General features: G+C 60.2%; 8 protein-coding genes and 1 pseudogene. 5 read left to right on the forward strand and 4 right to left on the reverse strand.

Annotation, left to right across the window (positions count from 1 at the left end; genetic code table 11):
• Nucleotides 1–148: 148 nt before the first annotated feature.
• Nucleotides 149–1447 (forward strand): pilus assembly protein TadG-related protein, encoded by a 1299-nt coding sequence (locus tag ABIE40_RS10510; RefSeq protein ID WP_354540998.1) that lies wholly within the window; start codon nucleotides 149–151, stop codon nucleotides 1445–1447.
• 3 nt (nucleotides 1448–1450) lie between these two features.
• Here ABIE40_RS10510 and gor read toward each other — a convergent pair whose 3' ends face one another.
• From gor to rpiA, 3 genes are all read right to left on the reverse strand, one after another.
• Entirely contained in the window at nucleotides 1451–2836 is a 1386-nt protein-coding gene (gene gor / locus ABIE40_RS10515) for a glutathione-disulfide reductase (RefSeq protein ID WP_199629512.1), read from the reverse strand.
• Between the two features lie 117 nt (nucleotides 2837–2953).
• Nucleotides 2954–3589, reverse strand: coding sequence for a DUF2059 domain-containing protein (locus ABIE40_RS10520; RefSeq protein ID WP_112716605.1), 636 nt, complete (start codon nucleotides 3587–3589; stop codon nucleotides 2954–2956).
• A 17-nt stretch (nucleotides 3590–3606) separates the two neighbouring features.
• Entirely contained in the window at nucleotides 3607–4305 is a 699-nt protein-coding gene (rpiA, locus tag ABIE40_RS10525; protein ID WP_112716607.1) for a ribose-5-phosphate isomerase RpiA, read from the reverse strand.
• 195 nt (nucleotides 4306–4500) lie between these two features.
• Here rpiA and ABIE40_RS10530 point away from each other — a divergent pair, with 195 nt between their 5' ends.
• Complete coding sequence (locus ABIE40_RS10530) at nucleotides 4501–5208, forward strand: HAD family hydrolase (RefSeq protein ID WP_199629511.1); 708 nt, start codon at nucleotides 4501–4503, stop codon at nucleotides 5206–5208.
• A gap of 64 nt (nucleotides 5209–5272) precedes the next feature.
• On the opposite strand, the pseudogene ABIE40_RS10535 reads toward ABIE40_RS10530, so the two are convergent.
• Nucleotides 5273–7148 (reverse strand): annotated as a pseudogene (locus tag ABIE40_RS10535) (L,D-transpeptidase family protein).
• A 393-nt stretch (nucleotides 7149–7541) separates the two neighbouring features.
• Here ABIE40_RS10535 and fumC point away from each other — a divergent pair.
• From fumC to ABIE40_RS10550, 3 genes are all read left to right on the forward strand, one after another.
• The gene (fumC, locus tag ABIE40_RS10540; RefSeq protein WP_130278175.1) at nucleotides 7542–8933 is read left to right on the forward strand and encodes a class II fumarate hydratase; all 1392 of its coding nucleotides are present in this window, start codon (nucleotides 7542–7544) and stop codon (nucleotides 8931–8933) included.
• Nucleotides 8934–9446: 513 nt separating this feature from the next.
• Nucleotides 9447–10511: a porin gene (locus ABIE40_RS10545; protein WP_199629509.1), complete on the forward strand. Its 1065-nt coding sequence runs from the start codon at nucleotides 9447–9449 to the stop codon at nucleotides 10509–10511.
• A 149-nt stretch (nucleotides 10512–10660) separates the two neighbouring features.
• On the forward strand, nucleotides 10661–12268 hold the full coding sequence (locus ABIE40_RS10550; RefSeq protein ID WP_199629508.1) for a fumarate hydratase: 1608 nt from the start codon (nucleotides 10661–10663) through the stop codon (nucleotides 12266–12268).
• Nucleotides 12269–12508: the final 240 nt, after the last annotated feature.

The raw sequence follows: 12508 nt of genomic DNA on the forward strand, positions 1-12508 counted from the left end.
TAGCCACTCTTCAATCCCGGCCGTTAAGACAAACTATACCACATCATTTTGCGGCTGATTTAGCTTTCACTGTTACAACACCCCTCGATATCCAGGGGACCGGCGCGGTGCCGGCCCTCGGCGCGCCTATAGAGGGATGCTGCGCCCCATGTTTACCCGCCGCTTGCTCGCTGATCGCTCTGGCAATTTCGGGATGTTGACGGCGCTGCTCATGGTGCCGCTGATTGGCTCGGCCGGCATGGCGATCGACTACGGCCACGCGATGAGCCTGCGCACGCAGCTCTACGCCGCTGCAGACGCCGCCGCCGTCGGCGCCATCTCGCAGAAATCCAATGCCGTGACCCAGGCGATGACCATGAGCGGCGACGGTGCGCTCGCAGTCGGCCAGACGGATGCCCGCAGCATCTTCATGTCGCAGATGCAGGGCGAACTGACGGCCAGCAATGTCAATGTCGACATCCAGGTCAACAAGGTCTCCAACCAGCTGAACTCCCAGGTGACCTTCAGCGCCTCGATCCCGACGACCTTCATGCAGATCTTTGGCCGCAACACCATCGACATCAGCGGCACGGCGAATGCGGTCTTCCAGACCGCCGCCTTCATGAACTTCTACATCCTGCTCGACAACACCCCCTCGATGGGCGTCGGCGCCACGCCGACCGATGTCGCGACGATGGAAAAGAAGACGCCCGATACCTGCGCCTTCGCCTGCCATGTCGTCTCCGATGCCGGCGTCGAGGACCCCAACAGCTATTACAATCTCGCCAAGAAGAACAATGTGACGCTGCGCATCGACGTCGTGCGCCAGGCAACGCAGCAGCTCACCCAGACCGCCAAGACCCAGCGCGTCAGCGACAACCAGTTTTCCATGGGTGTCTATACGTTCGGCCAGCGCGCCCAGGACGCCAACCTGACGACGATCTCCAGCCCGATCACCGATCTCGACAAGGTGGCGAACTACACCAATGCGGTCGACCTGATGTCGATCCCCTACCAGGGCTACAACAACGACCAGCAGACAAGCTTCGACAACGCGCTGACGCAAATGAAGACGATCATCGGCGACCAGGGCGATGGTAACACGCAGACCCAGCCGCAGAAGATCCTGTTCTTCGTTTCCGATGGCGTCGGCGACAGCTACAAGCCGAGCACCTGCACCAAGGCGACGACGGGCGGCCGCTGCCAAGAGCCGATCGACACTTCCTTCTGCAAGCCGCTGAAGGACAAGGGCATCAAGATCGCCGTGCTCTACACCACATACCTGCCCCTGCCGAACAACAGCTGGTACAACAGCTGGATCAAGCCTTTCCAGAGCCAGATCCCGACCAAGATGGCAGAATGCGCCTCGCCCGGCCTCTATTTCGAGGTGACGCCGACCGATGGTATCGCCCAGGCGATGAACGCGCTTTTCCTGAAGGTGATCCGCATGCCGCGGATCACCAGCTGACCGTCAGACCTTCTGGCCGTCGACGATGCGGTAGCTCGGCGCATACATGGTGACGAGCTCTTCCGCCGCAGTCGGATGAACCGCCATGGTGCGGTCGAAATCGTCCTTGGTGCATCCAGCCTTCAACGTGATACCGAGGATCTGCGCCATCTCGCCGGCGTCGTGACCGAGGATGTGCGCGCCGATCACCTTGCGGCTGGCTGCATCGACGATCAGCTTCATCAGCATCTTCTCGCCGCGGCCTGACAGCGTCGCCTTCAGCGGCCGGAACTGCGCGCGGTAGACCTCGATTTCCTTGTAGGCCTTGGCCGCCGCCTCTTCCGTCAGGCCGACGGTGCCGATTTCGGGCTGCGAGAAGACGGCGGTCGCGATCGTCTCGTGATCCGGCTTGGTCGGGTTGTTCTTGTATTCGGTCTCGATGAAGCACATTGCCTCGTGGATCGCCACCGGCGTCAGCTGTACCCGGTCGGTGACATCGCCGAGCGCGTAGATGTTGTCGACGCTGGTGCGCGAATATTCGTCGACGACAACAGCGCCCCGCGCATCGGTCTTCACGCCGGCCGCCTCAAGGCCAAGACCTTCGGTATTCGGGTCACGGCCGAGCGCCAGCATCACCACGCCGGCATTCAGCGTGCCGTTGTTCTTCGTCTCGACGACAAGGCCATCGGCGCCCTTCGAGACCTTCTCGATCACGTCATGGCAGAGAATGCGGATCCCCTTGGCGACCATCGCCTCATGCAGGCCGCGGCGCAGGTCATGGTCGAAGCGCGACAGGATCTCCGCGCCGCGATAGATCAGCGTCGTCTCGACGCCGAGGCCATGGAAGACATTGGCGAATTCGACGGCGATATAGCCGCCGCCGGCAATGACGATCGACTTCGGCAACTCGTCGAGATGGAAGGCCTCGTTGGAGGAGATGCAGAGCTCGTACCCGGGAAGCGCCTTATGCTCATTCGGGCGGCCACCGGTCGCAATCACGATCGTCTTCGCCGTCACCGTCTGCCCGGTCTTGACCAGGCGCACCGTGTGGCGATCGATCAGTTCGGCGCGCGTTTCGAGGATTTCGGCGTTCGCATTCGAGAGCCCCTTCTTGTAGAGGCCCTCAAGCCGGGCGATCTCGACATCCTTGGCGGCGATCAGCTTCTTCCAGTCGAAGCTGCTCTCGCCGACGGTCCAGCCGAAACCGGCCGCATCCTCGAAATGCTCATGATACTGCGAGGCATAGACGAACAGCTTCTTCGGCACGCAGCCGCGGATGACGCAGGTGCCGCCGTAGCGATATTCCTCGGCGATCGCCACCTTCTTGCCGAGCGAGGCGGCGACGCGCGCGCCTCTTACGCCTCCCGAACCGCCACCAATGACGAAGAGGTCGTAATCATATGAGGACATGGGGGAATGCTCCGTTTGGGAATCGGGAGGGACAATGACCCTGCATATAGTATCGGTCGCCGCCAAAACAAAAGCCCGGCGCGAGCCGGGCTTTCATCATGCGGATTGTGAAGATGCTTATTGCGGGGTCTGCAGGTTCAGGGCCGGTGCCGGAGCCTTTGCAGGGGCCTTGGCCGGAGCCTTTGCAGGCGCCTGGGCGGCCGGGGCATCGGCCGGTGCTGCAGCCGGCGTATCGAGCTGTACCGGCTCGACCTTGATGACCTTGCTCAGCTCGTCGCTGGCGTTCTTCTGCAGGTCGCGGGCAATGCCCTGTGCCCAGATGTCTGCAGCGCGGTTGGTTTCGCGCGAAGCGATCGGGCCGTCCTTGAGCAGCTTCTTGCCGACGTCGGAGCTATAGAAATCGGCAATTGCCTTCAGCTCTTCAACAGTGAAGGCCTTGGCGTAGTTGGTTGCGGCTTCCTTTTCGAGATCGGCGCGGCGCGGCGCCAGGGCAAGCGCCGTCGCATCGACCGTCTGCGAGATCTGGTCTTCGTAGTTCGGCGAATCCTGGATCAGACCGGCCTTCAGGCGTTCGGCGAGGCCCGGCAGGATGTTATCGAACTGAGCGGTGGCGCCGATCGCAGCGATTGCCGCACGCGCTGCCTTCAGCTGCTCGTCCGTAACTTCCTGAGCCTTGACGGCGGTACCGAAAGCGAAGCTGGAGAGAATAACGGTCGCAGCGGCGATACGGCCAAGACCTGCAAATTTCTTCATGAGTTTCAGTGCTCCTGTTATCTGTTCGCCTGCAGCGTGCGTGCACCGGAAGGACCAGCAATGATCGCAAGTGCCGCCATATTGAGAAAAAGCCCGTGCTCAACGACACCGGGTATCGAGTTCAGCTCGCTTGAGAGCGCCTCTGCATCAGGAATACGGCCAAATGATGCATCGATGATGTGATGGCCGCCATCCGTCATGAAATCGCCGTCGCCGGACCGGCGCAGCGACAGACCACCCGTCAGACCGAGCTTGCTTGCCACTTTTTCGATCGCCATGCGCGTCGAAACGAGGCCGAAAGGATTGACTTCGATCGGCAGCGGGAAGCGGCCGAGCGTCTCGACCAGCTTGCTCTCGTCGGCAATGACGACCATGCGCCCGGACGCGGCAGCGACGATCTTTTCGCGCAGCAGCGCACCCCCGCCACCCTTGATCAGCCGCAAGGCACCATCGACCTCGTCGGCGCCATCGATCGTCAGATCGAGCTCCGGCAGTTCGTCGAGCGATTTCAGGGGAACGCCGAGTTCGACGCAGAGCCGCGCCGTGCGTTCGGATGTCGGAACGCCTTCGACCTTGAAGCCCCCGGCGACCTTTTCCGCCAGCAGCCGGACGAATTCCTCCGCAGTGCTCCCCGTACCGATTCCGAGGCGCATGCCGCTTTCCACATGGGTCAGCGCCACCTCTGCGGCCTTGATCTTCATTTCGCGGGCATCCATGCGCCGCTTACTCCGATTGTTTCGTTGGATGTGCTGTTTACACGGCTCGTTTGCCAAACGAAAGCCAAAATAACCGTAGCAAACTGAAAAGCAGAAGCATTCGCGCCCACCCGCCAAAAGCTAGTCTTGGCGTTGCTTTTCCGGCCTCCTTACCCTACTCCGGACCATCAGCATTTCATGAAGAGGCAATAGACTTTGACCCCTGCCCTTGTCGTATTCGATCTCGACGGCACGCTGCTTGATACGCATGCCGATCTCATTGACAGCCTGAACCACACGATTGCCTCGATCGGCCTTGCGCCGGTTAGCTATGACGACCTCACCCATCTCGTCGGCCACGGCGCCAAGGTGATGATCGAGCGCGCCTGCAAGCTGCACGGCCATCCGCTGACCGAAGACGAGTCCGGGCCGCTGCTGCAGCGCTTCATCGCGCACTACAGCTCGACCATGCCCGGCCACACCAAACCCTATCCGGGCCTGATCACCGCCATGGACAATCTTAAGGCAAACGGCTTCACGCTCGCCGTCTGCACCAACAAGCTGGAATCACTGGCGTGCACGCTGATCGACGCGCTCGGCCTCACGCATTATTTCGCGGCGATCACCGGCGGCGATACCTTCCCGGTTCGCAAGCCCGACGCCCGCCACCTGCTCGGCACGATCGAAAAGGCCGGCGGCACGCCCGAGCGCAGCATCATGGTTGGCGACAGCTTCAACGATATCGCCGTCGCCAAGAACGCCGCTGTCGCCTCGATCGGCGTCCCCTTCGGTTATTCGGATGTGCCGATCGAAAGCCTGGAGCCCACCCGGATCATCCAGCATTTCGATGAGCTGACGCCCGACTTCGCCAACGCGTTGATCCGCGATTACGCGGCAAGCAACAAGACCGCGCAAGCTGTCTGAGCCGGCAATCACAGCAAACAAAAAAGGCGGCCATCGGCCGCCTTTTTCATGAATACCTGACGGCTCAGATCTGAGCGCCACGCGCCTTGCTGGTGATGTCGAAGGCCTTCATCGTGTAGGTATCGCGATCGTAGACGTCGTTGAAATATTCAACATTGCCGTCCTTGTTCGGCCAGGCCGTGAAGTAGGCGATGTAGATCGGGATCCGCTGCGGCACGGACACGGCCTTGTTCTGGCCGCCGGCGATCTGCTTGGCGACATCGTCGACCGTCGTGTTCAGCACGGCAGCCGCCATCGCACGCGGATCGGCAAGACGGACGCAGCCATGGCTGAGCGCGCGCATGTCACGCTTGAAGAAGCTGCGCTGCGGCGTGTCATGCATGTAGATCGCATGGACGTTCGGGAACAGGATCTTCAGTTCGCCGAGGGCGTTGTCACCGCTCGGTGGCTGGCGCACCGAAACGTTGGACGTCGAGCCGTACCAGTCGACGCTGGACGACGGAACGGCGCGGCCGTTGACGGCGACTTCATAGCCCATGCGGTCGAGATAGTTCGGGTCGGCGCGCAGCTTCGGCAGCATCTCGTTGATGATGATCGACTGCGGAACGCCCCAGAACGGGTTGAATTCGACCGTCTGGATCTGGTCTTCGAAGAAGAACGTCTGGTGCGACGGCTGACCGACCACCACGCGCATCGACAGCTGTTCCTTGTTGTCGTTGTGGTAATAGACCATGAAGGCCGGCTGGTTGATCATCACGTAGCGCGGGCCGAGATCTTCCGGCAGCCAGCGGGCCTGTTCCATGGCCACGACGAGCTTGTTGATCTTTGCCGTGTTGCTGTCGCCGCCGGTCATGACGCGGACGGTCGCCTGGCCGATGACGCCGTCAGGCTTCAGGCCATGCTCCTTCTGGAAGTCTTCGACCAGCGACACGACGTCGGGCGAATATTCGGGAGCGCCCGTATAGGCCGCGAGCATCGCCGCATGCTGGGTCTTCAGCGCTTCCGAACCATGCTTGCCGACGGCCTTGACGATGTTGGCAACTTCAGGCGAGCTGTCGCCCGGGCGCAGCAGACCGCTGAGCGAGATGGTGATCTGCTCCTGATCGCCGCCTTCAGCCTTCAGCTTGGCCAGTTCCTTCTTCAGGATGTCGAACTCGCGTCCATCCGGGCTGCGGCTGGCGAGATAGGCGCCGACATCCGGGCTCATCCGGGCAAGCTTCAGCACCGGATCGAGATTGACGACCTTGCGCTTGAAATCATGATAGCCCGACAGCTTGTTCGGATCGATGCGGCCGCGCACCGTGTCCTGGACATAGGCCAGAACCTTCGACGAGAGCTCGAGCTCGAACTGCGTCAGCGCGTGATCGCGAACCGTCGGGTCCGGATTAGCCGGATCGGCAGCCGGAAGGTTGACAGCGTAATCGGCGGGGTCGAGGCCGACGGTGCCGGCGTTTGCCAGGAAGCCCATCGCTGCCTTGGCGCGATCGTTGACTTCGGTGCCAGACACCCAGACCAGCGGGTTCTTGGTATCGCCGTAATAGGTTTCCAGCGACTTCGCGACATTGGCGTCAGCGCGAACCTTGGCATCGGCGAGATAGCGCCGCTGAACGCCCGACTGGTCGCCCGACGTTGCGGACGCATCGACGACGGCACCGGTTACAACCGGATCCGCAAACTTCGCGGTGTTCACCAGACGCATCGGGTCCGGCTTATAGGTATAATAGGTCGGTGCCGTCCACCTTCGGCAGCGGCGCGTTGACCGGCGGCTGCATCGTCGGCATCTGCGCCGGATTGGAAGGATCGATGATCGTGCTCTGGGTGCGCTGCCGGTCGCCACGGATCATGTCCATCAGCGTATAGGCATGCGCGGGTGCAGCGAGAGCCGCAAAGCCGCAGGAAAGTGCCAGTGCGGAGACCGCACCCTTGAAAAACGATGTCATGCTTTTTCCAGTCCCAGTGTCATGCTGTCTTGGCGGGGCAAAGCCCATTCAAATTCGTACCGCCTGGCTATCTGCTCATTGGCAGAATCCGGCCTGCGCCGCCAGCGCCGGACGACTCAACTTTGCGTGACGTAACCCGAAGCAGCGACGCCAGGCAGTTCACACAAAATTATGAAATTATTAGTTAATTTTTTACTCAATTTCGCACCGGCGCCAAAGGCCGTTTTTCCCGCCGTTTGGTATAAAATTCCGGCCGTGTCCCAAATGCCACGTCACGAAGGGTCTGAAACATGAAAAACACTTTCATATTTTAGCGCCGCAGCCAGTTTTCTTGCGCCGTTGGCGGGCCTATAAGACGCGCATCCTTAAGTCAGCGAGAGGAAGGCGACAGCCATGAGCGCGACCCGTACCGAAACAGACACCTTTGGCCCGATCGAAGTGGCGAGCGACCGTTACTGGGGCGCGCAGGCGCAGCGCTCGCTCGGAAACTTCAAGATCGGCTGGGAAAAGCAGCCGCTGTCGATCGTCCGGGCGCTCGGCATCGTCAAGCAGGCGGCCGCCCGCGTCAATGTCGAGCTCGGCCAGCTAGACCCCGCGATCGGCAAGGCGATCACCGATGCGGCGCAGGAAGTTATCGACGGCAAGCTCAACGACCACTTCCCGCTCGTCGTCTGGCAGACCGGTTCGGGCACGCAATCCAATATGAATGCCAATGAAGTGATCTCCAACCGGGCAATCGAAATGCTCGGCGGCGAGATGGGCTCGAAAAAGCCCGTCCACCCGAACGATCACGTCAATATGAGTCAGTCGTCGAACGACACCTATCCAACGGCAATGCACATCGCCTGCGCCGAGCAGATCGCCCATCACCTGCTGCCCTCGCTCAAGCACCTTCATGCGGCGCTCGACATGAAGGTCGTCGAATTCAACCATATCATCAAGATCGGCCGCACCCATACGCAGGACGCGACCCCGCTGACGCTCGGCCAGGAATTTTCGGGTTATGCGGCGCAGGTAGGATCGGCGATCAAGCGTATCGAGATGACCCTTCCCGGCCTCTGCGAACTCGCCCAGGGCGGCACCGCGGTTGGTACCGGCCTCAACGCGCCGGTTGGCTTCGCCGAAAAGGTGGCCGAGGAAATTGCAGGAATCACCCACCTGCCCTTCGTGACCGCCCCGAACAAGTTCGAAGCGCTGGCCTCGCATGACAGCATGGTCTTCAGCCATGGCGCCATCAACGCCGCTGCCGCCGCACTCTTCAAGATCGCCAACGACATCCGCCTGCTCGGTTCCGGCCCGCGCGCCGGTCTCGGCGAACTGGCGCTGCCGGAAAACGAACCGGGTTCGTCGATCATGCCGGGCAAGGTCAACCCTACCCAGTGCGAAGCGCTGACCCAGGTCTGCATCCACGTCTTCGGCAATCACGCGGCACTGACCTTCGCCGACAGCCAAGGCCATTTCGAGCTCAACGTCTACAATCCGATGATGGCCTATAATTTCCTGCAGTCGGTTCAGCTGCTCGGTGACGCCGCGGTGTCCTTCACCGACAATTGTGTCGTCGGCATCGAAGCCCGTGAAGACAACATCAAGGCCGGGCTGGAGCGCTCGCTGATGCTGGTGACCGCACTCGCCCCGACCATCGGCTACGACAACGCCGCCAAGATCGCCAAGACCGCCCACAAGAACGGCACGACGCTAAAGGAAGAGGCTCTCGCCAGCGGCCTGGTCACCGCCGAGCAATACGATGCCGTCGTCCGCCCCGAACAGATGATCGGCCCGAAATAAGCGCAGGCGCGATTCGCTGACGCAGCAACACGGCTGAACGCCCAGACAAGAAAGGCTCGCGGAGGTCACTTCGCGAGCCTTTCGCCGTTTTTCCCGGCATAAACGGGCCTTGGGTTTGCCCGGCGGCGTGTCTAACGCGACACCATGACGTATGTATAAAACCGCGCCGACTTTAAAAAATAAGATTAAGACTCGCATATTCGCGCAGTATAACAATATATAACGAAATACAAACTCAACATAAGGATTCATTATAAACTTATAATATATCACCTATAGTTAAGTATATTACTGTACGTTGACGTTTATATATACGAAAGCGTGATAAATACGCAACATCGATACTTTACAACGCCTTGTGACAAACTTGTAATTTTGACGTTTGGTTTGCCCTGTACCCACCGCCTCGAAGTCGGGGGCATGCCACCTTCTTCTCAAAAACAAGGTCCGGGAGAGGGAATGCCGTTGGCAAAAAATCCCGGTCCAATCGAAACTTTGAATTGGAGGTTATCCATGAACATCAAGAGCCTTCTCCTTGGCTCCGCTGCGGCTCTCGCAGCAGTTTCCGGCGCTCACGCCGCAGACGCCATCGTCGCCGCTGAACCGGAAGCCGTCGAATACGTTCGCGTCTGCGACGCTTACGGCACCGGCTACTTCTACATCCCGGGCACCGAAACCTGCCTGAAAATCAACGGCTACGTCCGTTTCGACGTCAACTACGGCTTCGGCGAAGGTTTTGACAACAACGGCGGCGAAGACTGGAACGTTCGCACCCGCGCACAGCTCCAGTTTACGTCCAAGAGCGACACGGAGTACGGTCCGCTCACCGGCGTTATCGTTTACCAGTACAACTACCGCCCCGCGGGCGTTGGCGGCAATAACGACGCCAGCCTCGGCGGCGCACAGAACGCGATGTTCATCGATCAGGCCTATATCGACATCGCTGGCCTGCGCGTCGGCACGATGCTGAACTGGTGGGATAACGACTTCTCGAGCGAGTTCGACGTGACGAACTCCGGCACGACCCGCTTCAACACGATCCGCTACCAGTACGAAACCAGCGACTTCTACGCCGGCATCGCCGCTGAAGAAATCACAGGTTTCGCATGGCAGAAGGGTAACAACAACATCGGCATCGACGCCGCAATCGGCGGAAAGGCCGGCAGCTTCACTTACGAACTGCTCGCTGGTTATGACGTCGACGCCGAAGAAGGTGCTGTTCGCGCCAAGATCGGCGCAGCGATCGGACCGGGCACGCTCGGCCTCGCCGCAATATACTCTACTGGCAGAAGCGCCTACTTCACAAAGGGTGAATGGTCTGTCGCCACGCAGTACGCCGTCAAGGCAACTGACAAGTTCACGATCACGCCTGGTGTTCAGTACATCGGCAATATCGACCTGAACTCTGCCGGCGACTACGACTCCGGTCACGAATGGCGCGCTGGCGTCACTCTCGACTACCAGATCGTTGAAAACCTCTCCACCAAGTTCGCAGTCAACTACATCAGCCGCGAGCACGAAGCGGCCAAGGATGTCGACTACGTCCAGGGCTTCTTCCGCCTGCAGCGCGCATTCTAATCTGATCTGACTCCTTCGGATCGAGGCCCGTCCGGCTCTGCCGGGCGGGCTTTTTGCCGCGACCGAACCGATGGGCGTCCGGACCGCATTGCATTTCCATGCGCCCGGATTTAGATCGCTTCCAAACTAGCCCATTTGAAAGGTCTCCGATGGCTGACGATCTCTTTCCGCTCGGCAAAGACACCACGCAATACCGCAAGATCAGCAGCGACCATGTCTCTGTCGACAGCTTCAAGGGTCAGGACATCCTGACGGTCGAGCCGGAGGGCATCCGGCTGCTCGCCGAGACCGCGTTTGCCGATATCAATCATCTGCTGCGCCCCGGCCACCTGAAGCAGCTGGCTTCCATCCTCGATGACCCGGAGGCGACCGACAACGACCGCTTCGTCGCCTACGATCTCCTGAAGAACGCCAATATCGCCGCCGGCGGCGTCCTGCCGATGTGCCAGGATACCGGCACCGCGATCATCATGGGCAAGAAGGGCCGCCGCGTCTGGACGGAAGGCGGTGACACCGCAGCACTCTCAAGGGGTGTTCTCGACGCCTATGAGAAGAAGAACCTGCGCTATTCGCAGCTGGCGCCGATCAAGATGTTCGAGGAAAAGAACACCAAGAACAATCTCCCGGCCCAGATCGACATCTACGAGGAAGGCACAGATAGCTACGACTTCCTCTTCGTCGCCAAGGGTGGCGGCTCAGCCAACAAGACCTTCCTCTATCAGGGCACGCCGTCGCTCCTGACGCATGACCGGATGATCGACTTCCTTAAGGAGAAGATCCTCACGCTCGGTACGGCAGCCTGTCCCCCCTATCATCTTGCGATCGTCATCGGCGGCACTTCCGCCGAGATGAATCTCAAGACGGTGAAGCTCGCTTCCACCCGCTATCTCGACGACCTGCCGACCGAAGGCTCCGAAAGCGGCCATGCCTTCCGCGACATCGAGATGGAAAAGGAAATCCACAAGCTGACGCAGCAGATGGGCGTCGGCGCCCAGTTCGGCGGCAAGTATTTCTGCCACGACGTCCGCGTCATCCGCCTGCCCCGCCACGGCGCCTCGCTGCCGATCGGCCTCGGTGTCTCCTGTTCCGCCGACCGCCAGGCGAAGGGCAAGATCACCCGCGACGGCATCTTTGTTGAGCAGCTCGAAACCGATCCGTCGAAATACATGCCTGAGATCGACGAATCCAAGCTGTCGGAATCGATGGTCCGCATCGACCTGAACCAGCCAATGGCCGATATTCTCGCCGAACTTTCCAAGCACCCGGTCAAGACCCGGCTGTCGCTGACCGGCACGATCATCGTTGCCCGCGACCTCGCGCATTCGAAGATCCGCGAGCGTCTGGAAAATGGCAAAGGCATGCCGGATTACATGAAGAACCACCCTGTCTATTATGCTGGCCCGGCAAAGACCCCGGCAGGCTATGCCTCCGGCTCCTTCGGCCCGACCACCGCCGGCCGCATGGATTCCTATGTCGACCAGTTCCAGTCCTTCGGCGGCTCGATGGTGATGCTCGCCAAGGGCAACCGCTCGCGCGCCGTCCGCGAAGCCTGCAAGAAGCACAACGGCTTCTATCTCGGCTCGATCGGCGGCCCGGCCGCCCGTCTGGCGCAGGATTGCATCAAGAAGGTCGAAGTGCTCGAATATCCGGAACTCGGCATGGAAGCCGTCTGGAAGATCGAGGTCGAAGACTTCCCCGCCTTCATCGTCATCGACGACAAGGGCAACGACTTCTTCCAGGAACTCAATCTGGGTTAAGACAATGCCAATCATCGGCTTCCGACGCGCCTTCGGAAGCCGATGGCTGCTGATCGCTGACGCTTCAGGCAGAACCGTGTTCACAGAAGCGCGGCCATTTCGATGGCCGCCGTCAATGAAATAAGAACACGGTTATGCAAATTTTTTCAGAGATTTTCCGGGAAAATTTCAACCGCCGTCACGTGGAAGACACCCATGGGTGTGAATATTCCTCAGATTTTCTAGCATTTTCAATGCCAT

This window comes from Rhizobium sp. OAE497, from assembly GCF_040546565.1.
Lineage (GTDB): Bacteria > Pseudomonadota > Alphaproteobacteria > Rhizobiales > Rhizobiaceae > Rhizobium.

Bases quoted from the DNA above. Each gene is read 5' to 3' on its own strand.
- ABIE40_RS10520 (WP_112716605.1), bottom strand. From the start codon at position 3,589: ATGAAGAAATTTGCAGGTCTTGGCCGTATCGCCGCTGCGACCGTTATT.
- ABIE40_RS10545 (WP_199629509.1), top strand. From the start codon at position 9,447: ATGAACATCAAGAGCCTTCTCCTTGGCTCCGCTGCGGCTCTCGCAGCA.
- ABIE40_RS10550 (WP_199629508.1), top strand. From the start codon at position 10,661: ATGGCTGACGATCTCTTTCCGCTCGGCAAAGACACCACGCAATACCGC.
- gor (WP_199629512.1), bottom strand. From the start codon at position 2,836: ATGTCCTCATATGATTACGACCTCTTCGTCATTGGTGGCGGTTCGGGA.
- rpiA (WP_112716607.1), bottom strand. From the start codon at position 4,305: ATGGATGCCCGCGAAATGAAGATCAAGGCCGCAGAGGTGGCGCTGACC.
- fumC (WP_130278175.1), top strand. From the start codon at position 7,542: ATGAGCGCGACCCGTACCGAAACAGACACCTTTGGCCCGATCGAAGTG.
- ABIE40_RS10510 (WP_354540998.1), top strand. From the start codon at position 149: ATGTTTACCCGCCGCTTGCTCGCTGATCGCTCTGGCAATTTCGGGATG.